This is a genomic window from Parendozoicomonas sp. 2304DJ65-17, assembly GCF_058148445.1.
In genome coordinates, this window is sequence record NZ_JBYVJV010000001.1 from 558427 (window position 1) to 584051 (window position 25625).

The following is a 25625-nucleotide window of genomic DNA, read 5'->3' on the forward strand; positions in this document are numbered from 1 at the left end:
CAATGCAATCAGTGTGTGTGTTTTGCGGTGCCCGCCCGGGTAATGATCCCGATATTCTAACCAGTACTCTACAACTGGCAGATACACTGGTTACCCACAACAAAGCCCTTGTTTATGGCGGTAGCAGCACTGGACTGATGGGAACTCTGGCCGATCGTGTTCTGGAAGGCGGTGGCAAGGTTATTGGCGTGATTCCCAATGCCATTGTCGATATGGAAATTGCCCATACATCACTGACAGAACAACATGTTGTAGACAGTATGGCTTCCCGCAAGAACAAAATGATGGGTATAGCCGATGCCTACATTGCCCTGCCCGGAGGTTTCGGTACTCTCGATGAGCTGTTTGAAGCGCTTACAAACGCCCAACTCAAACTCCACTCAAAGCCTGTGGGTATTCTTAATGTGAACGGCTACTACGACAGCCTGATCAACTTTCTAGATCATGCCTGCGAAATGGGATTACTGGCTCCCCAGAACCGCCAGCTTCTCCATATTGGCAGCACGCCTGAAGAGTTGCTGAACAGCCTGGAGAGCACAGATTTAGACCGGCTTAGGGCCTGAGCTTAAATACTTTTCCAGATTCAAGGGTTCTGAACCACTGTGAAGCTTCTGGATGATGGTATCGACAAAATCCATCACCATAGGTGAACACCGGCCTGTTGAGGTTGTCAGCGGGCTGGTCAGGTCATCCGCTTCCAGGTGTGCCTCTTTCAAAATATTACGAAGATAATGGGGCATGTTGTAGCTTATACCCGCAGGAAGAACGAAATGGCGTGACGTTCGCAAACCACCTCTCTGGGAGATATCGACTTTTACGTCCAGAGCCTTTTCTGGAGTCTCTGGTGTGATGACACACTCGACATCCATATTTGCCACTATCCGCTCATCAGGGATATGAGCGATAACGGCATGCCGGTGAATACTGCTGGCCATGACTGGCTCCTTATCCGACACATCAACTCCAATTATAGCCCTCGGCATCAAATCCAACCGGCAGCTAAGCTGAAAATATTCAGAAATAACAAGGATATGGACTTCGTGCGCTGCAACCATTGCCAGAAGCCGATTTCAGGGAAGTTCGTGCGAGCCTTTAATAAGGTCTGGCACCATAAGTGCTTTCTGTGTGCGGGGTGCCAAAAGCCGGTTCTGGGGCAGTACATTAAGAAGGACGGAAAGCCCTGGCATACTCCCTGTTACCAGAAAGCTTTTATCCCAAATTGTGATGTTTGCAGTAAACCTCTTGTTGGCGGTTATCTTCAGGATTACTGGGGCAATAAGTACTGCATGTCCCATAAAAAATACGCTACCTGTACCAGCTGTGGCCGTATTGTTTGTGGACCGGTCACCAACGGCGGCATGCGCTTCCCTGATGGCTTAATGATTTGCCATCTGTGTACGGAAACTGGAGTTACTACACAGACAAAAGCCATAAAACTGATGACGGAAATGCGTGCAGCTTTAAAATCTCTAGGGCTAAATCTTTACAACGCGGACACCCCCACACGATTAACAAATCGAGACGAACTCCACGGCAACAGTCGCCACGACAATCATGATGAGCACCCTTTGCTTGGTCTGGCGAAATGGAGCACCACATACGTTGGCAAGCGTATAGTTTCAAGGCAGTTCAATGAAATACTAATCCAGACAAATTTACCCGAAGAACATTTCCGTACAGTTGTTATTCATGAACTTACCCATGCCTGGTTTTTTTATAACAACCCAAAAGGTGAAAAGCTGCCGCTGCAAGTAGAAGAAGGTATGTGTGTACTGGTTGAATATTTATGGTTAAAACAACAAAAGACAGATGACGCTCGTTATCGAATGAAAATTATCAAAGAGTGCCCCGACCCTGTTTATGGCGATGGTTTCAGAGCTGCCAATAAAGCTTTAAGAACTATGCGCCTATCCTCTCTTGCCCGTTATGTTATTGAGAAAAGAAAATTCCCTTCCGCTCTTGCTGCTTTCTTTTATGACTGATCACTAAATGTGATCAACACATACAATAAATTCACGCCCTGCTGAACAGCTCTTGACTCAAATCACAGAAGCACCATATCCGGAGAGGAAAATGAAATATGCAGTAGAGAAGTAAGAAGAAAAACAGGCATTACAAAGAGGGGGGAGTTATGAAACTTCGTAAGCATGCGTTGGCATCCGCCATTTCCGCAGTGATTCTCAGTTCCCTGTATCCAACAATCTCTCACGCTGAGTTAATAACGAGCGGTCTGACTGTTCAGGCCAGTGAAACACATAATCAATACGATCCTGAATCAGCCGACGACGATACTATTGATGATTGGGGAGCCATCTCCATTATTCAGGAAATAAACGGCAACATTATTAATTACGGCACCATTAGTGGCGACACAAAAAATGGTGGCATCTATATAGATGCGCAACACGAATATCCTGATGAAGGAAAAACCAACGGTGAATTAGTAGGACGAATCATTAATAAGTCCGGGGGCACCATTAAAGGTTTCGCTGGGCTGGTTATTGAGGGTGACGGTATTAAAGGCAGCATTATCAACGAGCAAGGCGCAGTCATTACCGGCACCGAACAAGCTGTTTTTATTGGCGCTGGAGATGATGCCGACGATGATGTGAAAGAAGGTGATCCCGGAATTGAGATACCAGATGGGGCAGATGAAAACACCTTTATTGCTTTTGATAATGCCGGCGAGATCAGAGGCACCGGCCAGATAAACGAAGGTGACAGTGATAACAAGGGTATTGCAATCTGGCTGGAGGGTCCTGTGGAAGGTGACTTTGTAAACCGCTCCACTGGATCCATTATCAGTGATCACAATCACGCCATTCTTATAGATGAAACAGATGAGAGTGAAGAAGACAGCCCATTCAAAGTTCCTGCACTGGAAAAGAACCTGAAAAACAGCGGGTTAATTCAAGGTCAGATTGATGGCATTCGTATTGAAGGCAATATTGAGAAAGATATCGTCAATGAATCTGGCGGGGTAATAAGAGGCGTTACCGGCCGGGGCATTCTTATTTCAGGCGAAGGCATCAATGGTCTGATTAACAATGGCCTGATTGAAGGCATAACCGCTATTGATGTGAAAGACTCCGACATCGACATCTATCTGATTAACAGCGGGACAATTCGTTCAATAGCCAATGATGAAGCGGCCATAAAGGTACGAGACAATATCGGAGAAGCAGATGTTGAAGGCGCCGGCTTTATTAATAAAACCGGCGGTTTAATTGAAAGTAAAAATGGCACAGCCATTCGGCTAAAGAGCGGTGCCGATATTCAGGGAGCCTTCAGCAACGCAGGTACAATTCGTGGCCTTAATGCTGTACGTGCCGACGATGATGTTTCTGCACATACCTTATCTAACCTGCAGGGTGGCCTGATAGATGGGAAGATGTATGGCCAGAACCTTAGTTTAAATAACGCCGGAGTTTTTCGGACCAAGGCAGGTTCTGAGTTATCCAACTATAGCGGCACGGGTTCAATCATTACGGTATTAAATAATGATACCGATCCAAATGAGGCCATCATTGAAGTTCACGACTCGGCTACTCTGAATTCAGGCTCCGGTATTCTGGTTGAAGGTGAAAAGGATAGCTTCACCGCAACAACTCAAGGGCAGGAATATAAAATTCTGGAAGCAAATACTCTGTCTGTTGCTGATGATGTGAGTATTGGAAGTACTTCCGTATTACTGGCTGTTTCGCTGGCCAGCAAAGACGACACCACCCTTACGGTTCTGGTAAAAGCCAACGACGCTGGAGAGATAATTGCCGATGCAGGTGCGACTCCAGAACAACAGGCCACCATCACCAGCTTCCAGCAGGAAGTTCTGGCTGACATGCCGGAATCTGATCCAGTCTATCAGCTGTTTAAAGATGCCAGCAGTGATCCAAAAGCATTGGCTCAGCTCGCACAGGCTCTGCAACCTGAAACTTCTGGCTCAGACAGTGCCGGTGCTACAGCCACACAGTCTGCAACCTTTGTCAGCGTATCTAACCGTACCAGTGCCAATCGTACAGGTACCAGCAGTGGTGATATGTTCCAGTCAGGCGGAGTATGGGGGCAGCTGCTTCACAGCAAAGCCGTTCAGGATGACCGCGATCAGGTTAACGGTTTCACATCCCGAGTCAGTGGTCTTACCTTAGGAACGGATGCAGACCTTAATGACAACTGGACAGTTGGTGTAGCGTTAACCACTGCTAAAGGCACAACCAATAGCAAAGGTTCCAGCAATACCACAGATACTGACAGCATCATCGGAACCATCTACGCCAGCTGGCAACAACAAAGATGGTTTACAGATATTATGGCTAGCATTGGCCGCAGTAATAATGAAGGTGAGCGTCTCAATGGGCTGATGAAAGCTGACTATGACGCTGACCAGCTCGGCTTCCGGACAACAGTGGGACGGGACATTCTGTTTGGTAAACAGGATATTCTTCTGCAGCCAACGGTATCCTTTAACTACGGTCGCGTTGATATAGACGCCTACAGGGAGAAAGGTTCCGCAGCTGCCTTAGTTATGGAAGAACAGCGCTATGAAGTGATTGAACTGGGTGCTGGCCTCAAAGGAACAAAAACCTGGGAACTCGACCGCAGCCTGATTCAGGGAACAGCATCTCTCAATGGCTGGCATGACTTCGCCGCAGATCAGGTGAAAACCCAGAGCCGCTTTATCACTGGCAACACTATTTTAGTGAGCACCGGAGCAGAGCCAGAAAAAACTACCTGGCAGGCTGAACTTGGGTTTAGCTACCTGTCAGATAATAACCTGACTCTGTCTGCTACCTACGCTCATACTTGGAAGTCTGACTTTAAGGCCGACACTGTGAGCGCTAAGGTGCGCTACGACTTCTAGAAAAAGTGTGCTTCCAGCAGTACCAGAAGCCCGGATTATTCCGGGCTTTTTTTGTTCACTCCTTAACCTATTCAGGACAATTTATTGACTTGGGTCAATTGCCACGCTCAACATGCGAGAGTAAATTTCAACTCAAGTTGAACGAAAGCAGTCTTTCACCACTCAGGTGAAAAGGGGTTTAGCATGAGCGTCAAAGGTATTCAGATCACTTCCGCCGCCAACACCAGCCTGGAGCATTCCTTCTGGTTGCTGGACGCACAACAAAACAAGGCGCGTTGTATCTGTGTGAAGGATCAGCTCTTTGCTCAGGACGAGATTGTCAGCCTGGATCAACTGGGCGAATTTGAATATCGGGAAGTGTCCCTGCAGGCCAAACCTAAGCGAGAAGGCGGCCAGCACCTGAATGTAAACGTAATGTCCCGGGAAATGCTGGAAGATGCCGCAGCGCATCCAGAGAAGTACCCTTCCCTGACCATCCGCGTATCCGGCTATGCTGTGCGCTTTAACTCTCTGACTCCAGAGCAGCAGCAGGATGTCATCACCCGCACCTTTACAGAGTCCATGTAAGATTCAGGTGAGGCGGTTATGAAACCGCCTCCACTTTCACAGAGTCACTCTCAAAAACCAGATAGATACTACTTTATTCCCACCTCTCCTCTATCTGATTTTCTATATGCTTCCCCTGATAGCAGAGCAATCCGTTGTTCTGGAAGAATTTATTTATACAACCAAAGCTCACCAGCAGTGTCATGCATCTACAGTCATAGAGCTTTCAAATAGTGATCTGCTTTGTGCATTTTTTGCGGGTTCCCATGAAGGCCACCCGGATGTCGGCATCTGGCTTACACGTAAGCAGCCAGGCTTTTATTGGGATGATGCTCAAGAAGTTGTGAATGGGAAGTTAGCGAACCAAACACAGCACCCCACCTGGAATCCTGTTCTGTTTCAACCAGAGCACGATCTGCTCCAGCTTTACTACAAAGTAGGTCCCAGCCCCAGGCAATGGTGGGGGATGGTGATCACCTCTGAAGACAACGGTTTTAACTGGTCATATCCGAAACATTTGCCCGATGGAATATTTGGCCCGATTAAAAACAAACCCGTACAACTCAGTGATCATTCCATCATTTCTGGTTCCAGCACTGAGAATCCAAACTGGAAGGTTCATATAGAACGCAGCACAGATTATGGAAAAACATGGTTCAGAAGCGAACCTCTTAGTGATCCTGCCGAGCTTGAGATGATTCAGCCAACCCTTTTGGTACACGACAACAGCACTCTTCAATTGCTCTGCCGCAATAAAAGTAACCACGGGCATATTGCTGAGAGCTGGTCTGCTGACAATGGTGTGTCATGGTCTCCAGTCAAAGCGACTCTTTTACCAAACAATAATTCAGGTATTGATGCCGTCAGTCTGAAAGATGGCAGACAGCTTCTTGTTTATAACCATTCCACAAAACTTCAGGCTGGATTGGGGAGGCAGGGGAGAGGAGTACTCAATGTTGCACTCAGCGCTGATGGGAAAAACTGGGAAGCAGCAATGGTACTCAACTATTCAAATCATCCAGAAGCCGAGTTTTCTTACCCGGCTGTTATCCAGACCCGCGACAACCTTGTTCACATCACTTACACATGGCACAGGAAAGGGATAAAACATGTGGTGATAGATCCAGACAAACTGACCACATACTCCATCATCAATGGTCACTGGCCAGAAGACCAAATGCCTTTTAACCAGCCAATGCAACCTCATTAGCCTGCTGGCTTCGCACAAAGCTTGCTGTAGCGGGAGCCAGGCCGACATTCTCACTTACATCACAACCAGCCAGTTTTGCTGAAATAGCCATTAAGGCCAGGTGATGAGTCAAGTGACTGGACACAAAACACAGTTCTCTTTGCACAGTCGACTCTGCTGTCACCGAAGAAGAGTCCGACAACATAACTTCCGTTTTCACGGTGCAGGAACTCTCCAGTTGCTGACCGGTGAGTTCAACAACCCACTGTCGTATCGCCTTTAACTCAGCAATGCCTACTAACTTATCAGTTTCAAGGGCAGCGCCACGTCGACGAATATCGTAATCCACCAGTTCAAAGCCGGTCGAAATCATCAACGAATGGTAGAGATCAAGGATGTGGCGCAAGTGCTGGCCAATAGAGCTACTCAGCACTGTTCCATGGGTGTAGTTGTACTCTTCCTCTGATAATCCGCCGATAAAATCAGAAAGCTGATCAATGGTTTCAAGATTTCCTTTTATGACTTTATTCATTGTTGTTTACCCGTAAAGGCGTTTAATTGAAGAAAAGGAATCCGCAAACCAAATGAAGGGAAAGTCTGACGGATATAAAAGAGATAGGGCACAGCCAGCAAGGCGCTGAACCAGTAAACATATTTGATAACGTCGGGCTGGCTACCCTGCACCCAGAAGATAAGAGCAAGAACGCCAAAGAACACTGCGACACCGGCTTGGGTAAACCAGCTTTTGGCTAAAATAAACAGCTGCGCCTGCTCCGGTTCGATTCGGTCAAAAAACAGCTTATTAAATGCCAGCCTGAAAAAGCTGGTCATAAACGCAATCGAAATAATAAACACGGAAAGTGTCGTCGAAGTCATGCCCTCATCAGCAAAACCTCTTAACACCCAGGACAACGCATACAAACCTACAGCAAGTATAAATACACGACGTGAATCAGCGGCATCTATACGGCGCTTAATCACAAGAAACAGCAATGAAAGAATTATGGCAAGGCCAACAACAATAACGCCCAAACGAGTAAAACTTTGATTACTGAGCATGTACAGAGAAAGAACCCAGAAATAACTTTCCAGAAACAGGAACAGCCCATCAAGAAAGAAGACTGAACGGGAGAAGTTCCCAGGGTTAAAGCGTGCCACCTGTTTAAAACTTACGGCAGGGCCACTCAGAGAAAAAGAGATTGAATTATGATTTCTGGAGCTGAAAACATTGGCAATGCCAAAACCAGCTGTAGCCAGAGTTAAAAGCACCAACCAGATGTCCAGCTTTGCTTCCAGCAGGAATGCACCGGCCAGAATACCGACCTTCAGCAAAATCCCCACAACCAACTGAAAGTTACCGAAGCGGTCTCCTGTTCTCTGCTCCTGCCCTTCTTTTGGTTGTTTGATAAATAAGGCGCGCAGGGTCAGCCAGTAAAAGCAGCCGTAAGCTCCATTGATCAAGGCCAGAACAGATGCGCCCCATACACCGATACCCATAGTCAGCTCTTCACTGATCAATAAAGAAATCAGCACAGCTTCAGCAATAAAGGAACCAGCAATCACCATTTTGCTGAAACGGCTACTGCGAATATTTTCCCAAAGCATCAGGCAGGCAAGAAAACCAACACCCGACAATGAAATAAAGCCGGAGATCAACGCCAGAGAACCAGTTTCCCGCCAGAGAATTACTGGCAGATAAAACGGTATCAGCCCGGTAAGAAAGGCATGCATTCCCGTGAATTGATAGAAATACCCCGGCAGCCTGATCATCAGAATATATCCGCCTGAGCAATGTCCAGTTTATCCAGCTCTTCAAAGTAGCCGGACAGATCTTCCTTCTCACCGTAGCGAGGGTAGTCATGCATCTTCACATAGGGGCGTGAGTTCACCTCCAGCAGAATGCACTTCTGATCTTTGTAGCTGTGCTCAATTCCCTTTTCCAGAATCACATCAATACCAAGAATATTGGCATTAAAAATATCCAGAACCTTTTCCATCAGCTGAACATTCTCAGCCGCCACCGTATTCTTTTTGATGGTTTCTATTACTCCACCTGGAGCCAGAGCAATGCGGTGAAAAAGCTTCACTTCAACACTATCGGGAGGCACAGAATCCAGCGTGTAACCATGCTTACCAAGAAAAGACCTGGTCTCTTCTGACTTATTCAGAGGGTAAATACAGGGGAACAGCCCCATCTCTTCACGTACTTTATTTTCACGATCAATAAGCTCATTGATCGTGTTCTGTCCATTTCCGGTAACAAATGGAGAGTAGCGACGAATGACAGAAATCACCCGGCCATTGGCCACCAGAACCCGGTAATTCCGACCTTCCAGATATTGTTCAACAACGCTGACCGGCCACCAGATTTTGGCCAGCAAAATCGCTTTCCAAAGTTCCTTATAGTTTTTAATCGGGAAGTAACTGCCCCGAGAAAAACCACCAACATTCGGTTTCACCACCAGCGGAAAGCCATGCTCTTTGGCAAAACGAATAGCCCGAAGAGGGTTTATAAAAATATCACCACGGGCATGGGGAATGTCATGGGTCTCAAACGCGTCGCGGGCCTGCTCTTTTGAACGACAGCTTTTACGTACATCCAGTGAGTTATAACTGGTACAGCCATCCATAAAGGTTTTGCTGATCCATGCATAGAGAGCTTTTTTCATCGCCTTCATAGTGACACTCCTTTATGGGCAACTCGTTTACGAATAACAGCTTCCTGAAGCGCTGGTTCCTGAGCTGCCAGCCTGCTTGCCATGGTTTGGTTTTCCCGGTGAGCAACCATCTTTCTAAAGAACACGGATGCGTATTTTTCTTTTTCCGGCAGAGTGTTGGTCATTCTGGCGAACTGAATAGTCATCCGGTTCATAATCTTGAGCTTTCTCTTCAAAGAAACATTCTCTGCCAACAACACCAGAGGCATGGGAATAAACAGGTTGATTTCAAAGATGTTGAAGTCGCCGGAAACCAGGCTTGCTAAATCGTCAGCTCGAATACCGAAGCGGGCAATACGGAAAGGGCCAACGGTTTTCAGGTGTTGCCAGATTTTCTCCAGCTGCTCTGTGGAGAGAGAACCAGTCATATCCCGATAACGGGTTTCGCTGTTGTGAATCCCATTCACAGGGAACTTCTCACCCGTGGTATTCAGTGTTTCGATCACCGACAAAATGGAATAAGTTTCTTTGCCCGCACCTGGTACCAGATACACTTCGAATTCCCGCTCACCACTGGCGGCTTCCTGAATAAGGTAGGGCATATTGCCGCCGGGCCGGGTAGAGCGAATCTGATCGAGCTGAACCTGACTTCCAGCTTTTCGAATGCCAACAGAGTTCTGCCCCCACTCTGGTTTCACAAATACTGGAAATGTTTTCGGCCTTTCTCTGCCGGTATCCCGATACTGGGCCAGCCTCCAGCGGGTTGGAATCAACTGATCAATATCCAGCTTGGAGAAAATCCCCTTGCCTTCATTGAAGTATTCCGCGTTAAGCTGAAAGAACTTCCAGGGTTTCGCACCCAAGCGAAAGCAGTGGAAAATGTATAACAAAACCTGCAGAGAACGGATCAACATAACAACAGCTTCCCTACCCGAATCAGGCTTTACTACGCAGTTGAAGCAGATTAACGACACCCATTACCAGTCCAAGAACCAGAATTGAGCAGGCTGCGTAGAACAAAGAACCACCGTCGCTTTTACCCTGGTGGAGCACAACAATGCCCAACGGGGTAGCAAGGTGGAAGAAAACAGCACCCGCCATAACACCGGCAGCAGCCAGGCCACCTAACCCATGAATCAGTGTACGGTTCAGAAACTGAGGAAGTTGGACAAACTTGCTCACAACAAACAGCAAAGCAGGAGAAAGAAGCAGCAGAGAAACCAGCAACTCAACGGTACCAACGGCAACGGCACCATGGGCACTGAACCACTGGCCAACTGATGTACCAAGAACACCTTCCATCCACTGACCAATAGTTCCGAAAATGTGCTGGGTGTCAGGGTGGTTAGTGAATTTATACGGCAGAGAACTCAGAAATACTTTGGCCGTCCAGAGAGTGACTAACCAACTGAAGACTGCGACTAGCTGCTTTTTCATAGTTTTATACCCGCAAAAATAATCTGTCTTTAACCCATCTACGCCAGGTTCCAAATTTCAGATTCAGAAAAATCTCGTTGTAGATAGACGACTATTTGCTCTTTATGGGATTAGGGTGTGTTCACCCTGGTAAGTTTGGTAGGCTGAAACGATACTGCCGTAAGTATATGTGCCACAATATTCACAAATGCTAGTATGGCAGGCCGATTTTTCCGAATATGCAAGGATAGTTATGGCAGCTGCCCAACCACTGCTTCTGTATATCCACGGTTTCAACAGCTCCCCCCAATCACGCAAGTGCACTGAGTTTGGGGTTTACCTCAAGCAAAAAAGAATTTCCTGCGATTACATTGTTCCGGAACTGGGTCAGTGGCCCGGTGAGAATGCCCACATGCTGTTATCTCTGGCATCCGAGGCTTTGAATGAAAGAGCTGTTTACATTATCGGCAGTTCTCTAGGTGGCTACTACGGTACCTGGTTGATGGAGCGCTTGCTGGAAAGTGATCCAAAGTATCCCGTTAAACTGGTACTGATAAACCCGGCAGTTCGCCCTTATGAACTGTTTGAAGACTATCTCGGGCCGCAGAAAAATTACTACAACGACACCAAGTATGATCTGACTCAGGAACATATTGATCAGCTCAAACATCTGGAAGTGACTACACTTCACCGGCCTGACAATATCCTTCTTCTGGCTCAGAAAGGTGACGAGACCTTGGATTACCGCAAAGCCGAACAGCGCTATCAAGACTGCCCCCAACGCATTGATGAAGGGGGAGATCATGGCTTTGAAGGATTTGAGGACACGATTCCGGTGATTCTTAGCTTCTGCAGCCCTCTGCTGGTACCTGCAATATCACCTTCTCCTATCGAATAAAACTGTAGTGAAGAACAGGTAGTTCATACCTTTATGAACAAAAACTGTTCGGTATTGGCCGTTGTGGCTTGGCTGTGCTTGTTAGGTTCAACCTATAGCTATGCGCGATCAGTATTCTGCTGATTTCTATTGATGGCCTCAGGCCGGAATTCTGGCTTAACCACGATCAGTACGGCCATTTAAAACTACCCAACCTTCGCTCTTTTCTGGGCGAAGGTGTCCATGCCTCTGATGGTATGAAAAGTGTTTTCCCCGCAAATACTTACCCAGCCCATGCATCCATGATGACAGGTACTTACCCTGCCACTCATGGAATTGATGCCAACAACCCTTTTGATCCGGCTCATAAAAAACCACCAAGCTACAACTTCAAAGCGACAGAGAAAGTACCAACACTGTGGGAAGCAGCCAGTAGTGCCGGATATCTCACCATGAACGTGATGATTCCAGCCTCAACTGACGCTACTGCAGACTTTAATCTGGTGGATTTTTACCATCTGGATGAACCAGAAGAAGGGGCTAACCATGCGGCTCTTGTGGAAGCCTGCCAACCCCCGGGCATTGTGCAAGAGATAGAAAGCCAGCGAGGTATCACTCTCAGCGCAGCAGATTGTTTCACATCCGGAGACTCCGCCCGTTTTGAAGCTGCAATGTATCTGCTGGAGAGAAAGGCGGCCCAAAGTTCAAAACCTTTCTTTATGACCGCGTATTTTCCTTCTTACGATGAAAACGCTCATTGTTGTGTATCCGAAGGTTGTGGCCCCTTCGGAGAAAAAACACTGGAAGCTCTTGAGCATATTGATCACTGGATTGGTGAATTGATTACCAAGGCGAAAGAGGTTTCCAACAATCATCTCGCTGTTTTTGTGGTGTCAGATCATGGTTTTACCGAGGTGAAACATGTTTTCAGCATTAACCGCTGGCTGATCCAATCTGGACTCATAAATGTTGGAGCCATGGGCCAGATGACCAGCAGGTAGGCTATGGGCAGAGAAGAACGTGGTTCAGCTCCCATTCGGGTTCAAAACCCCGAAGATCCAGATCTTGTTGAGAAGGTCTATCAAGCTCTACTGGCGGCTCAGCGAGAGTATTCCGCTCACATAGCCGCTGTTTATACCAAGCCAGACCTCATAAATATGGGCGCTTACCCGCAGGATCACTTTGCTGTTGAAGGCGCTCTGCACACCCATTTAACAGCAACATATACAGGAGAACTCCTGAAATCAGTCCCGCCCTATGGGCTCCACGGCCATTTTCCGGGCCGAGCTGCCATGCGGGCAACATTTCTGGCCAAAGGCACAGGAATTCCCGAAGGAGAGGAAGTCACCAATGTTCGTCTTGTAGATATTGCTTCAACTATTACTGAGTTAATGGGAGTCCACTTACCCCACAGTGAAGGAAAAGCCCTGTTTTCAGGCGATCACAAGTAAAATCCTGCTCTCCTTCACATATCCAGCTTTGAACAAAGCCCCCAAGACGTTTTACACTTGTCCGATTCATTTATCCGCTGAGAGTCGATGCGGTTTACACCCGCTTCAGAAGGGAAACATGCAGAACGAATATACTGCCGAAGCTATTGAGGTCCTGTCAGGGCTCGACCCGGTGCGCAAACGCCCGGGCATGTACACCGACACTACCCGGCCCAACCACCTTGCCCAGGAAGTTATCGACAACAGTGTTGACGAAGCCCTGGCTGGCCATGCGACAGAACTGAAGGTTCTTCTGCACCCGGACAACTCCCTTGAGGTAACGGACAACGGCCGTGGTATGCCTGTGGATATTCATCCCAAGCATAAAGTCTCCGGTGTTGAACTAATCCTGACCCGTCTTCACGCTGGTGGTAAATTCTCTAACAAAAATTACCAGTTCTCCGGTGGTCTGCACGGTGTAGGTGTTTCGGTTGTTAACGCACTGTCCACCCAATTGGATATTAAAATCCGTCGTGGCGGACAAGTGTACGCCATTGGCTTTGCTGACGGTTTCAAATCCTCCGAACTGGAAGTGATTGATACCTGCGGCAAACGTAACACTGGTACTACTGTTCGCTTCTGGCCTGATGCCAAATACTTCGACTCCGCAAAGTTCTCCATCATTCGCTTAAAGCACGTTCTGCGTGCCAAAGCCGTACTCTGCCCCGGTCTGAAAGTAACGTTCCAGGAAGTTGCCAGTGGCGAAACAGAAACCTGGCATTACAAAGATGGCCTGCGTGACTACCTGCAAAGTGCAGTTGAAGGTTACGAACTACTGCCCAAGGAGGCCTTCACCGGAAGCCTGAAAGGTGAGAAGGAAGCCGTAGATTGGGCCGTGATCTGGTTGCCGGAAGGTGGTGAACTGATTACCGAATCCTATGTAAACCTGATTCCAACCGCTCAAGGCGGTACCCATGTTAATGGTTTACGTACTGGTCTGCTGGAAGCCATGCGGGAATTCTGTGAGTTCCGTAACCTTCTTCCCCGCGGTGTAAAACTGGCTCCTGATGATATCTGGGAGCGCTGCGCTTATGTTCTGTCTGCCAAATTGGCTGATCCTCAGTTCTCCGGCCAGACCAAAGAGCGGCTCTCTTCCCGTGAATGTGCAGCTTTTGTTTCCGGCGTTGTGAAAGATGCTTTCAGTCTCTGGCTGAACCAGCACACTGATCAGGCAGAAGTTCTGGCTGACCTGTGTATATCCACTGCTCAGCGTCGTATGCGCAAAGCCAAGAAGGTTGTGCGTAAGAAAGTAACTCAAGGCCCTGCCCTGCCCGGTAAGCTTGCCGATTGCACCAGCCAGGATATGAAGTACACCGAAATCTTTTTGGTGGAAGGTGACTCTGCCGGCGGCTCTGCTAAGCAAGCTCGGGATCGAGACCATCAAGCAATCATGCCTCTGCGAGGTAAAATCCTGAATACTTGGGAAGTGGACTCTTCCGAAGTTCTGGCTTCTCAGGAAATTCACGACATTTCCGTTGCTTTAGGCGTTGACCCTGGATCCGATAAACTCGATGGCCTGCGCTACGGCAAAGTCTGCATCCTTGCTGATGCAGACTCCGACGGACTGCACATCGCTACTCTGCTCTGTGCTTTGTTTGTTCAGCACTTCCGCAAGTTGGTTGAAGCAGGCCATGTGTATGTAGCTATGCCGCCTTTGTACCGTATCGATATTGGTAAAGAGGTTTACTACGCACTGGATGAGGCTGAGAAAGAAGGCGTACTTGATCGCCTGAAGGCTGAAAAGAAACGTGGCAAGATTGGCGTGCAGCGCTTTAAGGGTTTGGGTGAAATGAACCCTCTCCAGCTTCGTGAAACCACTATGTCTACAGACACTCGTCGTTTGGTTCAGCTGACTGTTGATGATGCCATCGCAACCAGTCAGGTGCTTGATATGATGTTGGCGAAGAAGCGGGCATCAGATCGTAAGCAATGGTTGGAGACTAAAGGCAATCTCGTAGAGATTGCTTAAGCTTGCTCTAGGCTGTACCAGTCAAAGCAATCGAAGAGTAAGCAATGAACTCACGCGAAATGTACTAGGGTATGCCTGTTTGGGTATACCCCCATACAATACAGGATCACTGTGCGCGTGACGTATTGCTTAAACAATTCTTCGGCAAAAGCTCATTGGGTATCGATGTTAAATTGTCACCAACGGCTTTCATTCCAGGCACGGGTTGATCATAGCCACAAAGCCATGAGATTGGACTAGTTGGGCTATTGGTGACGACAGCCGGTCGAAAGCTCAATATTTTTCCGTGAAAAATAGGAGCAGACTTGTTGCCCATAGTGATGTGAATGGCACCGTTAGCAATATCGACAGATGTTATGCGATTCCCTATGAGATAGTCTGCCTTTGGAACCCCAAGATCCGTATTATCCTTTGGAAACTCAAAAGTTTCTAAGTAATGGTTCGTCACCTTCTCCTGCAGAAAGGTTGCCATACTTAAAGCATCTACCATTTCACTCTTGCGGATGTAGTTCCCATAGTGGGGAATAGCTACGCTGGCTAGAATTCCAATAATGGTTATAACAACCATCAGCTCAATGAGTGTAAAGCCGGATTTTCTTCTGTTCATAGATTGGCGCCAGTTGAGAAGATGGGGTGATAGATGCTTTGAACAAGCATGAATATGGAGACCACAATCAATATGCCCAGTGCTGCTAGGTTTATCTTAATGAGATTCTTTATTCTGCCACCTAGCACTGCAGCCTCTTGATTGAGCAAGGCAGAAATTTCCTCCACATACTCACTGCTACCGGTTTCAAAGGTATTCAAATAACTGGTTACTAAGTCTTGGTCGCCATTCTTACCAAATGGGTGCATCAGAAGGTGTTCTATTTTTCTATAACTTATTTTGGCTGGTGCCGGAATCAGAAACTTGAATAGCAATGAGCCCCTACTGTTTAACTCGATAGAACTCATTTGCTCTAAAAGTCGTGAATAGAAAAGCGAAAGTATGACTATGATAAAGATCACCGCTACATGGACAGGCCAACTCCCTATGTACCACAAGAGATACTCTGGTGGGGTGACATCCATTGTGGCGTACAGGATCAGAAAATTTGGAGCAACTTTTCCCACGTAAATACCCGAAAGAAGAGTATAAAACAATGCGATGAGTGTGAGGTAAATCTGCACATTTTTGACGTGCTTGTGTGTGTCTGTGGCCCCAACAAAACGAATTTTAGAAATGGAACGAATGACATTTTGACCAGTAGCATCTCTTTGAATTGACACCAGCTCCTCTAGCAATGTCTCTGGCAGAGAGTAAGCTTTAATAGGGCGACTAAAGAGTTTGGCGTAAGGGCTGTCTATTGCCTGACTGATCGCATCCCTGAAGTGCAAACCACCACTCATCAACTTATTGGTGTAGCGACAAGTAAATTGCAATCTATCCCACGACATGAATTTTTCCTGAAAAGCAGATACTCATTTTTTAGGTATTAATAATTCTTAATGCTGTACTAACAAAGGCAAGGAGAGTCCCCTAGTGACAAGGTGGTGCTCCATGATGTAAGGCAGCTATTGAGCTGTGCCTGTGCCCAATAGCTCAAAATTCTGAAGCGATTAGTTGACTGATACGATATCACTCCTGTTCTTCAAGAAAGTGATGAAGCGTGCTATTGGCACGCTGTAGCGTCTGACCAACTTTAGAACCTTTGATCTTCACATCCCATGTGCCATTTGCATTGAGGTGTTTTTCAAAGTCACACCCTTCACTCATTAAATCTTGAAGTATTTCGTCAATGGCATTACCGGGGATGGACCTGAGGAATTTTTCATTACTCATTATTAATCACCTTTAAATCTTTAACTGCTTTTACTCGCAGAGCTTCTTGTTCTCTGGCGTTAAGGAACAGAGTAATTGAACCTGCTCCTGCATCGAGACCGTTTTCAACCATCCAAGTCTTCAATTTTGTCTCGTTATCGGTATTAATTGTTTTTCCGTCAGGTTTCCAAAACTCTCTTAGCCTTACACTATTGATATCTTTTCCAAAGGTCTGGACTTGCTGCTGGAGCTTTTCACCTGCCCCTGGTTTCGCTTGTTTAATCGCAACAACATGCGGTGTGATGTCAATGTCGTCCCACAGCTTTGATTTAATGGAAGCTAATGCCTGCAATGCAGCCTGAATAGAGGTTTGATTGATTTCGGAAGTCAGCGGTATCAGGTTGGTAACGTCTTTGGAGTCAATGCCAATGATGTCAACGGATATACCGCCTTGCAAATTACCATTACTGGCCTCAACACCTATATTGGCGAGACTACCTAGGTTAAGGTTGGCTTTAGATGTTACGACCACAGCCCTTATTCTAAGGCCGACACCTATACGGCTTGTACCAAGAAACTCTCCGTTTGGTTTATAAACCTCTTCTACTCTGTACTTCATGTAGTCCATTATGACTTCATAATTGCCCTTTTCCTGACTGATCGCACCGTCCAAATATTTAATTGCACCAGTACTGTTGGATTCCGTCACAGATACCTGGGCGGACTGCAGAGGAAGCAATTTTCTTTTTTCTTCAGGCTTTTTTATAGAGTCCCAGTAAACATCCTCCAACATTCCACTGCTGTAGTACTTAACAATATGTGCAGGTGTCGGATCAACTGGCTTGTAACCAAGATAGTTTTCGGTTGGAACGATGTTAGCGCCTTTATTCTGGCAGCCGCTTATGAGAAAGACAAAAGTAATGAGAAGTGTTTTTTTTAGCATTATGTGTGTCCATTTATCACATTATTTTCAGGTCGCTTTATTACTTCACCACGACTCCGATTATGATTGGCCCAAAAGAAAAGTACATCCCTGTCATTAAGAGGCACGTAGCTTCCTTGAACCTCAATCTTTTTGTAGGCCGACATAAAACCAGACACTCTCCGGTCTAGCATCTTTCAGGCCTTCCGTACTTCTTTGGAAAACTTCATGTGCTTTATTCATGCGATCGACTCTTTACATCGTCAGACCTCATTGAATGCCTATTATTCTTTTGTTATTTCAACGACAGGTGACATTCTACACTTAGATATGCTCTTGGAAAGTTTAGGTGCCTTTTATTTCGAAAAAATAAACGTCCATATATGAGTGGTATGAGAACGGCTGTTAAGAGGTATGTAATTTCCGGACAGACATCTGTAACCCTTAGATCATAGTCCGATAAATAGGTAAATTGAGAAAAACAGATTATGATTCTTCCAACATAGATTTTCGGTTAGAGCATTTACTTGAAAGCGAATACTCTAACCGACAGTTTAAATCTACGAAGTACCGTGCCCCTTGAAGTCATTCATGCTGGTATAAATCCCCATCCATTTTCCACAAAAAAGATCGAATAAACGCGCTGGCATCAGTCCTCTAATAAGCGGCAACAGTCCAACCACCCTGGGAGCGCGCACATAGACTTTCCCTTTCTTCATTCCATCCCAAATAGCATTTGCCATCTCTTCAGGTTTGATAAGAGGTGTCAGCAATGGTGCTTTCACTCCTGAAAACATACCCGTATCGATATAACTGGGCGTAACAGTGGTCACCTTTAATGGAAAGCCAGCCTGTTCCATTTCAAGACGAACAGATTCCGACCAGCCAATCACGGCCCATTTGCTGGCCGCGTAAACTGACATTCTGGGGTTAGGCACAAGACCAGCAGCCGAGGCAATATTAACCAGCCGGGAGCCTGGTCTGTTTGCCATACCCGGCAGAAACAGTCTTGCCAGATGCATCGGAGCTGTCGTATTGATGGCGAGGGTTCTTTCAATATCTGCCGCTGAATGCTGGACAAAATTTTTGCCCACCACAATGCCAGCATTATTAAACAGGATATCTATGTTTGGATTGCTCTTCTGTGTCTCATGAAAAGCCTGCTCGATTGACTCTACTGAGTTGAGATCAACAGAGAAAATCTGAACATCCCCATCACTCTGACGAAGAGCATTGCTGGTCTTTTCCAGTTGCGCTTCATTAATATCCCACAGAATAACCCGGGCTTTTTCAGCTACTGCCCGCTCTGCCAGTAAACGCCCAATTCCTTGAGCGCCACCAGTAATCAGGACAACTTTGGATGCAAGTGTCGTCATAAATAGATTACCTCTTCCGCCTTAAACATCTTGCTGCAGTGTTTTACACAGTGCTGTGGTTTGTGGCACAGCCATTTTTAACTGATCAAAGTGAATAGCCTGCAGCTGTCCTGATACGGCAGAAAGAGTCTTGTCAGAGAGGATTCGCTCCTCGAATGATCTATCAAAAGCTGTTGCTGCCTGTTTCAACAGGATTCGGGCATGGGTTAGATCAGCCTGGCTGGACTCAGGGCTGCTCTGCTGATACCGGCTTGCATTCTCAAGGCGCAAAGAGGCCGAGCAGATAGCATCACGCAGCAGAAGATGGTTGTTCACAGGCTTATAGCGGGCAACGCCACCAATAATTGGATCAACCAGTGGCCCAAACAGCGAACGGCTTATCGACCGGCGGACAGGTGAATGGGCAATATAGTAACCGCCGTCCGGCCCGGTAATAGTTGTGGCAACAGACTCTTCCGCTCCTTCGGTATAGGAAATCACTTCCCCGGTCTTTCGATCCAGCAACCCTACCCCAACGGAGATTGGCAGACGGACAGTTCCCTGCTCAAAACCGTGACCTAACATCACCGCTATGCCGTTGGCCGTTACGGTCATTGTCAGCATATTAAGGTTTTTCTTGCCGAACATTTCGGGATACATATCCAGGTTGGCTTCCCAGACAATCTCCCCGCTCTTGTTATTGTCCTTAACTTTAAAGAGTGAACTGGTAGTAATCGCAAACACTTCATCATTTTCAGACGCCACGGTAATAGACGCAGGTATTTGCTCACCGACATTGATACGCCAGCGTTCATTAAGGTTGTTATCCAGCGCGATCAGATTCCCGTTATCATCTGACACATAAACCCGCTTGCCATCAGGTGTTAAAGCGGGAGTTGAACCCGTTCCCCCTTGAAAGAACTTACTGACTGCTGGCTTCAACTGATAAAGGCCATTTTCGGCCTCAACCATATCTATGCCATATAGCGCGCCGTTGGAAGCCTTGCCGTCCTGCTGTCCATCAATATCATCAGGAGCTGTTGCCGCAACCCAGATTCGGCCAGTATTAGGATCAATAGAGAAGTAGTTGGCAACATTCACGCCCCCACCATAAAGAACATCGGCCACTTTACTGAACATGCCTTTGGCTCTTGGGTCATGACCAAAAACGTCTTTCATGGTCTCGTCGGTTTTATCTATCAGCCAGGGTGCTGGGCGACCAATTGTTGTTTCAAGGGAAGGCGCGCCAGGAACAACAAAAGCTTCTGCAAATCGCTGTGCACCGGTTTTTCTATCCAGGGCAAACATCTTTCCATCTATCAGCAGACCGACAATGCTGTCAGATTGAGGGTGATAACTGGCACCAAAGTTATGGGTGTTGCGGTACTCACCGGGGCCAAGCTCTGGCTCTTTCAATCCGGTTGAAACATCCCAGATCACAGTACCATCCGGCCTTACCGCCAACGCACGCTCGTAAAGCGTCAGGTAAATGATTTGTTTGCCGGGATTATCAGGGTCGTCGAGCACCAGGGGGGCACCCCCACCCTGGTTATAGATTTCTCCAGAGATAGACCAGCGTCGTTCACCGGTATCCTTATCCAGGCTGACCAGCACTACTGGCTCTGTTGGGGAAACCGGGCTGAAATAGAGATTGCCGCCCCGATCTATAGATGGACCTTCCCCCACAAACAAATCCTTCTCAACAACCCAATCCAGCTCAACCGTAGGTGAGGTTGCTGTTAACACTTCATCAGAGTTACGGGTACTGCCATGAAGTGAACGAAATGTGTCGTTCACTCCCAGAACAGGGTGCTCCGGCATTGCGTAACGGGGGCCTTCCGGCTTCCATTGGCTTAGTGACGGATTGGAATAGGTTTTGGGTGTAGACAGATAAGCGCTTAAACCGAGGCCGAGCGCAGCCGTAACCGCAACCACTGTACCGGTGGCAATGAATGCTTTTTTCATAGTTTATGTCTTAAGGCTTGTAATTTTTGAAGAGCGGCATCAACGGCATGCCGCTCATGTAGTCACAGGAGGCTGGGGATAATTAACGCCCCCAGCGTCTTATTGCTGCTGGCGTGTAGTCAGACTTTGCAGCCCGCATCCCAAACTTTATGCCGGTGCCGTTTTTATTGATGGGTCCATTGGTGATGTAGCGATTGGAATGAAGGTCATGGAAAACCTCATTCACCATCCAGGGCACCTGAGCCGGGTTAAACTGGATGCTGTGAGCCATACCCACACGCCATAGCTGGTTACGGCTGTCATACAGATCTGCTATGGAAATCTGCCAGGTATCTTCATCAAGGAAGAAGGTTCGCTTGCCATACACATTACGCACATCATCCTTGAGCGTCGCTTCAATTTCCCACACCCGGTGCAGTTCATAACGAACATACTCGGGGTTGAGGTGCCCTGGTTGAATAATGTCATCGTTGTTCAGATCATTCCCGTACAGCGTATAGCTGTTGTAGGGAATGTAGAGTTCTTTTTTGCCTTTCAGCGTCCACTCATACTGATCAAGGGCACCATTGAACATATCCAGATTATCGGATGTTTTCAGGTTCTCAGTGGCAGCAGCCGGGTTATCGTAAGAAACGTTAGGCGCACGGCGCACACGTCGCTGACCTGGTAAATATTTCCAGGCCCGGCGAGGCTCAGCCACCTGATTGAGGGTTTCGTGAACGAGCGTGACCTCACCAGCCATGCGGATGGGTGCCAGCACTTTCGACTTATAGAGATAGAGCAGATTGTCATCGACGTTTAACTCATCAATGCTGGTGTAGAAGTTCAGCTCAGTCTGCTTGATGATTTCCCTGAAGTCGCCATTAGGCTCGGCAATGATCTGACTCAAACGCATTTCAGCACTGCCTCCCCTGTAGCGAAGCAGGTGGTTCCACATCGCCTGCATACCATTTTCAGGAACAGGAAAGGGAACACCACTCGTCAGGCCTTGCAAACCATTACCGCCATCCAGCATTTTGGTTTTGCCCAGACTCTCAGCTGTCGCCTGATAAACAGACTCTGGATAGCTCGCACTTCTCCGGGTTGGATAAACGTCCATCTTGAATGTTGTCGGATGCCGCTCGAACAGCGCCAGCTGCCCGACGGTGAGTTTGTCCCGGTGCTTCTCAAGGTTCTCAGAGGTAATGGTGAACATCACTTTATCTGCAGAGAAAGGATCACTCATCGAACCATCCGCCTGCACCATGCCCTGCTTGGCGGTTAAACCGCCGGTCCAGGGAGGAATAGTTCCGCTGGCATTACCGGCTTGTTGTGCGCCAATGGGTGTCAGCCCCTGCTCCGCTAATGGATTCGCTGCACTTGTCAGGGCTGGCAGTGCCAGTAAGGCACTGAAGGCCAGGGATTTTGCAAAGAAACTGGTCATCATAGATTGGTCTCTTTTTATTGTTATTGGTTTTAATTAGAAACTTGCGCTCACACTGGCGCTGATAAAGTCACGGTCATCAACCCAGCTGTAATGGTTATTTCCGAAGAAACTGGTGTAGGACAAGCTGGCCTTATAGTTATCTTTATAAACAGCGCCCAGATTGAGGGTTGCGGCCATTTGCCCTTCTTCGAAAGCACCTGCTGGCTGATAGGCGTAGCCATTCACGTCATGACGGAATGACAGGGAAGGCATCAGGGTCAAGCCTGGCAATACACCGCTATAGGTCAGAGTGGCATTCAGGCGATAGCCCCAGCTGTCGGATGTCGTGTAACCATCATCAGTACAGAAACTGTCTGTGGTTTTACTATCCGCATCACACACTCCGGTGCCGGTGGTATCTCCACGACCAAACAGTGCAGAACGGCCATAGCGGTTTCTGTCTCCCAATGAACCGATATGCATAAAACCAACTTCACCGATTAATGCCAGTTCAGAAGCACCCAAAACCTGCGGGATAGTATTCAAAGCAGTAACCTGTACTTGTGTCACCGGTTTTCTGACATAACCCTGCACCTTCTGGCCATAGGTGGCAGCAGAGCCTCCACCAGTTGCAGCATTGGCGAGAAAGTCGTTGATATTGAGCTGCAGTGGCATATTGGGGCGGTAAGACACTTCCCCAGATAATGACCAGCCGCTATCCAGACTGGTGTTGAAACTCAGGCCATAAAGACGGATATCTTCCGGATACACCGCATTGTATTTAGCCCCGTTAACAAAGCCTGCCGGGCGAATCGTGCCCAGTAATGGGTGAGTAATGGCTGGTACATAAAAGTCGATAGCACTGGTTGGCCCGACGTTTACAGGACGGAACTGGCTCTGATCAGCATTGGTTGCATTCAGGTAAGGCAAACGACTGTGGTAATTAATGAAGTAGAGACCAAACTCAGTACCATTTAATGCTTCCGCATAATATTTAAGGGAAGCACCCCACTGACCACTATCTCCGGGCAGCTGATCTGCGGTTCGATCGATGATGACATTGCCACCCAATGGAGTAATTGCTGACTGTTCAGCGGGTGAAAGCGTGGCACTGGTATAAATCGGTCCACAACCTGGCTGAATAGAATCGGTGCTGGCAAAGAATGTGTTACAGCCATCCTGTACCGTTGGATGCCAGTTCATTTGATAGAAACCTTCTAGCGTAACGGCTGAAGTCAGGCCGATGCTGCCATAGAGCATTTCTACAGGAAGAAGACCTTCCTTGATTTCAACACCCGGGCGATTAAACGCTGCAGCATCTACCGGGTTAATAACATTTATCCCGCCCTGCACAAAGGTACTCTCTCCCCAACTGAGTACCTGTTTACCCAAGCGGATATCTACAGGCTTCGTACCCAGATCAAAATAGGCCCAGCCATAGGCTTCCAGCATTTCAATACCGCTGAAGCTGGCCATATCATCAAAACCACTGTCGTCGAACTTTGTATAGCGGCCGTTTTTGGTTTCCAGCCAGTGGTCATACCAGTACTTCACGCTGCCCTTAAAACCGTAGTTCTGGTACTCCAGAGTCAGCTCTGTCAGACCTTTGTACTGGTTTGATATCACATCACCTTTTTCAAAATTCAGGCGTCCATTATCGGCGTTTGGACCAACACCAGTTCCCGGTTTTATATTCAGGTTCTTACTATCACCGTAGGAATAAAGGCGACTGTCCGGGTCTTCCGTACTAACACTGATGCCTGCGCTAAGAGTGGTATTCAGGCTGCCTGTCAGTTCGCCATTTAGACCTTCAAAGCTGACAGCCTGCGCTGTACCTGAGATTAAAGCTGAAGACAAAGCGACAGCCAGAGTGAGAGGGTGGAGAGTATGTGTTCTGCTCACGGCATCATCCTTATTATTGTTTTTGTTTTTCGTTTTAAATTCGCAGGACGAAAATTTATTTATTTCATGCCGGATGGTATAACTCCTCCAAAATGTTGACCTGATCCTATCGGACGGAAGTTTGATCTGAGATGACAAAAAAAAAAGAAAATCGCGCTCAGGCTATAACCGTTGATGATGGAGCAACGACCTTGAACGGTGTTGCAATCGTGCTGGCAGGAACACTGGAAGAGCTGGGAATTGCAGTCGCCCCTCTATTAGAAGAAGCCAATATCGAGCCTGGTTTGCTATCGCAAATTGGTCAGCGTATTCCGATGAATAAAATGGCTGTTTTATGGAACGCAGCAGCCAGGGAAACAGCAAATGATACGATCGGCCTAAGGGTTGCGGAACGTTTTCATATTAATCATTTACACGCCTTCTACTTTGCCCTTCAGGCCTGTGATACCGTTCGCGAAGCTTTCTCCAAAATCATGCAGTTTTCTGCGGTGATCAGCACGGCCATGACTGCTGACCTGAAAGAGCTTCCTGATCGTGTGGAATTACGTTTTCAGTTGCGTGATAAATTGGTTTCTCCCTGCAGCGAAGCTATTGATGCCACGGCAGCAATCTCTCTTCGCTTTCTGAAAGAATATTTAGCCCTGAATGCCAGCGATCTCCTCTCTATCCACCTACCTCGCCCTCAACCGGAAAACCCTGAAGTGTGGGAAGAATCAATGGGATGCCCGGTGAGTTTTGATGCTGACCATTTGCGGATCTGCTTACACCCTTCGATTATGGATAGACCATTACCAACGGCAAATTCTGCTATTGCTCAGGTGAACAGCGACCTACTTCAACAGTATCTGGATAATCTTAATAACGATTTTCTCACCCGAGCTAGAAAGCAGCTGGCAACTTTATTCAATTCTGGTCAGGCTACCCAGGACGCTCTGGCTGAAGCTTTGGATACCAGCCCTCGCAATTTACACAGGAAATTACAGTCTGAAGGGCTGAACTTTCGACAGTTGTTAGACGAGCTAAGACATAAGAGAGCCCTAGATGAAGTACGCCACTCTTCCCAGCCGCTGACAAATATTGCCCATGGATTGGGTTTTTCTGATTCCGCCAGCTTTAGTCGGGCTTTTAAGCGCTGGACTGGGGTTTCTCCTACAGTTTACCGAGAAACATCAGAGGTGCAGTGATCGTCTCTTGACCATCAAAAAGCAGAGATAATTTTTTAAAGTAAAAACCAGAAAGGCTAAGAGCCCTTCCGGCAATTTTACACTTAGCA

24 protein-coding genes are annotated in these 25625 nt (G+C 47.3%); 10 read left to right on the forward strand and 14 right to left on the reverse strand.

Going from position 1 to position 25625, the window contains the following annotated elements; all coding sequences use genetic code 11:
• Nucleotides 1-2: 2 nt before the first annotated feature.
• Nucleotides 3-563, forward strand: a complete 561-nt coding sequence (locus tag ACY2RR_RS02570) for an LOG family protein (RefSeq protein WP_490106573.1) — start codon at nt 3-5, stop codon at nt 561-563.
• Here ACY2RR_RS02570 and ACY2RR_RS02575 read toward each other — a convergent pair.
• Nucleotides 543-935, reverse strand: a complete 393-nt coding sequence (locus ACY2RR_RS02575) for a hypothetical protein (RefSeq protein WP_490106574.1) — start codon at nt 933-935, stop codon at nt 543-545. The genes ACY2RR_RS02570 and ACY2RR_RS02575 overlap by 21 nt on opposite strands.
• Before the next feature lie 96 nt (nt 936-1031).
• Between ACY2RR_RS02575 and ACY2RR_RS02580 the strand changes: the two genes are divergently transcribed.
• The 4 genes from ACY2RR_RS02580 to ACY2RR_RS02595 all read left to right on the forward strand — a co-directional run bounded on the left by ACY2RR_RS02580 (nt 1032) and on the right by ACY2RR_RS02595 (nt 6614).
• On the forward strand, nt 1032-1982 hold the full coding sequence (locus ACY2RR_RS02580) for a protein DA1 (RefSeq protein WP_490106575.1): 951 nt from the start codon (nt 1032-1034) through the stop codon (nt 1980-1982).
• A 149-nt stretch (nt 1983-2131) separates the two neighbouring features.
• Nucleotides 2132-4858: an autotransporter family protein gene (locus tag ACY2RR_RS02585; RefSeq protein ID WP_490106576.1), complete on the forward strand. Its 2727-nt coding sequence runs from the start codon at nt 2132-2134 to the stop codon at nt 4856-4858.
• Between the two features lie 183 nt (nt 4859-5041).
• Nucleotides 5042-5425 (forward strand): autonomous glycyl radical cofactor GrcA, encoded by a 384-nt coding sequence (grcA, locus tag ACY2RR_RS02590; RefSeq protein ID WP_490106577.1) that lies wholly within the window; start codon nt 5042-5044, stop codon nt 5423-5425.
• Between the two features lie 106 nt (nt 5426-5531).
• Nucleotides 5532-6614 (forward strand): sialidase family protein, encoded by a 1083-nt coding sequence (locus ACY2RR_RS02595; RefSeq protein WP_490106578.1) that lies wholly within the window; start codon nt 5532-5534, stop codon nt 6612-6614.
• On the opposite strand, the gene ACY2RR_RS02600 is transcribed toward ACY2RR_RS02595, so the two are convergent.
• Genes ACY2RR_RS02600 through ACY2RR_RS02620 form a run of 5 tightly spaced genes read right to left on the reverse strand, consistent with a single transcriptional unit; the run spans nt 6589 to nt 10687 of the window.
• Nucleotides 6589-7125 (reverse strand): DinB family protein, encoded by a 537-nt coding sequence (locus tag ACY2RR_RS02600; RefSeq protein WP_490106579.1) that lies wholly within the window; start codon nt 7123-7125, stop codon nt 6589-6591. The two genes, ACY2RR_RS02595 and ACY2RR_RS02600, sit on opposite strands and share 26 nt — an antisense overlap.
• Nucleotides 7122-8363, reverse strand: a complete 1242-nt coding sequence (locus ACY2RR_RS02605; RefSeq protein ID WP_490106580.1) for a hypothetical protein — start codon at nt 8361-8363, stop codon at nt 7122-7124. Before ACY2RR_RS02605 ends, ACY2RR_RS02600 begins: the two co-directional genes overlap by 4 nt.
• Nucleotides 8363-9271 (reverse strand): cyanophycin synthetase, encoded by a 909-nt coding sequence (locus tag ACY2RR_RS02610; RefSeq protein WP_490106581.1) that lies wholly within the window; start codon nt 9269-9271, stop codon nt 8363-8365. Before ACY2RR_RS02610 ends, ACY2RR_RS02605 begins: the two co-directional genes overlap by 1 nt.
• Complete coding sequence (locus ACY2RR_RS02615; protein WP_490106582.1) at nt 9268-10164, reverse strand: D-alanine--D-alanine ligase family protein; 897 nt, start codon at nt 10162-10164, stop codon at nt 9268-9270. The genes ACY2RR_RS02610 and ACY2RR_RS02615 overlap by 4 nt, the downstream gene beginning before the upstream one ends.
• Nucleotides 10165-10186: 22 nt before the next feature.
• Nucleotides 10187-10687 carry a hypothetical protein gene (locus ACY2RR_RS02620; protein WP_490106583.1) on the reverse strand — a complete coding sequence of 167 codons (501 nt, stop codon included), beginning with the start codon at nt 10685-10687 and terminating at the stop codon, nt 10187-10189.
• Nucleotides 10688-10919: 232 nt separating this feature from the next.
• Here ACY2RR_RS02620 and ACY2RR_RS02625 point away from each other — a divergent pair, with 232 nt between their 5' ends.
• The 4 genes from ACY2RR_RS02625 to parE all read left to right on the forward strand — a co-directional run bounded on the left by ACY2RR_RS02625 (nt 10920) and on the right by parE (nt 15002).
• Nucleotides 10920-11564 carry a YqiA/YcfP family alpha/beta fold hydrolase gene (locus tag ACY2RR_RS02625; RefSeq protein WP_490106584.1) on the forward strand — a complete coding sequence of 215 codons (645 nt, stop codon included), beginning with the start codon at nt 10920-10922 and terminating at the stop codon, nt 11562-11564.
• Nucleotides 11565-11692: 128 nt separating this feature from the next.
• Nucleotides 11693-12544, forward strand: a complete 852-nt coding sequence (locus tag ACY2RR_RS02630; RefSeq protein ID WP_490107047.1) for an alkaline phosphatase family protein — start codon at nt 11693-11695, stop codon at nt 12542-12544.
• Between the two features lie 3 nt (nt 12545-12547).
• Nucleotides 12548-12994, forward strand: a complete 447-nt coding sequence (locus tag ACY2RR_RS02635) for a hypothetical protein (RefSeq protein WP_490106585.1) — start codon at nt 12548-12550, stop codon at nt 12992-12994.
• Between the two features lie 118 nt (nt 12995-13112).
• Nucleotides 13113-15002, forward strand: a complete 1890-nt coding sequence (gene parE / locus ACY2RR_RS02640) for a DNA topoisomerase IV subunit B (protein WP_490106586.1) — start codon at nt 13113-13115, stop codon at nt 15000-15002.
• 106 nt (nt 15003-15108) lie between these two features.
• Here the strand turns inward: parE and ACY2RR_RS02645 are convergent, their stop codons facing one another.
• The 8 genes from ACY2RR_RS02645 to ACY2RR_RS02680 form a co-directional block, all read right to left on the reverse strand.
• Nucleotides 15109-15609 (reverse strand): pilin, encoded by a 501-nt coding sequence (locus ACY2RR_RS02645; protein WP_490106587.1) that lies wholly within the window; start codon nt 15607-15609, stop codon nt 15109-15111.
• Nucleotides 15606-16439 (reverse strand): hypothetical protein, encoded by an 834-nt coding sequence (locus ACY2RR_RS02650; protein WP_490106588.1) that lies wholly within the window; start codon nt 16437-16439, stop codon nt 15606-15608. The genes ACY2RR_RS02645 and ACY2RR_RS02650 overlap by 4 nt, the downstream gene beginning before the upstream one ends.
• A 181-nt stretch (nt 16440-16620) precedes the next feature.
• Nucleotides 16621-16824 carry a hypothetical protein gene (locus tag ACY2RR_RS02655; protein ID WP_490106589.1) on the reverse strand — a complete coding sequence of 68 codons (204 nt, stop codon included), beginning with the start codon at nt 16822-16824 and terminating at the stop codon, nt 16621-16623.
• The gene (locus ACY2RR_RS02660; RefSeq protein ID WP_490106590.1) at nt 16817-17746 is read right to left on the reverse strand and encodes a hypothetical protein; all 930 of its coding nucleotides are present in this window, start codon (nt 17744-17746) and stop codon (nt 16817-16819) included. The genes ACY2RR_RS02655 and ACY2RR_RS02660 overlap by 8 nt, the downstream gene beginning before the upstream one ends.
• Before the next feature lie 539 nt (nt 17747-18285).
• Nucleotides 18286-19101 (reverse strand): SDR family NAD(P)-dependent oxidoreductase, encoded by an 816-nt coding sequence (locus ACY2RR_RS02665; RefSeq protein ID WP_490106591.1) that lies wholly within the window; start codon nt 19099-19101, stop codon nt 18286-18288.
• A 21-nt stretch (nt 19102-19122) separates the two neighbouring features.
• A complete protein-coding gene (locus tag ACY2RR_RS02670) occupies nt 19123-21045 on the reverse strand; it encodes an outer membrane protein assembly factor BamB family protein (RefSeq protein ID WP_490106592.1) in 1923 nt (640 codons plus the stop codon).
• A gap of 82 nt (nt 21046-21127) precedes the next feature.
• On the reverse strand, nt 21128-22471 hold the full coding sequence (locus ACY2RR_RS02675) for a DUF1329 domain-containing protein (RefSeq protein WP_490106593.1): 1344 nt from the start codon (nt 22469-22471) through the stop codon (nt 21128-21130).
• Between the two features lie 33 nt (nt 22472-22504).
• Nucleotides 22505-24352: a DUF1302 domain-containing protein gene (locus tag ACY2RR_RS02680; protein ID WP_490106594.1), complete on the reverse strand. Its 1848-nt coding sequence runs from the start codon at nt 24350-24352 to the stop codon at nt 22505-22507.
• 131 nt (nt 24353-24483) lie between these two features.
• Here ACY2RR_RS02680 and ACY2RR_RS02685 point away from each other — a divergent pair, with 131 nt between their 5' ends.
• Complete coding sequence (locus tag ACY2RR_RS02685; RefSeq protein ID WP_490106595.1) at nt 24484-25536, forward strand: AraC family transcriptional regulator; 1053 nt, start codon at nt 24484-24486, stop codon at nt 25534-25536.
• The last annotated feature ends 89 nt before the right edge of the window (nt 25537-25625 follow it).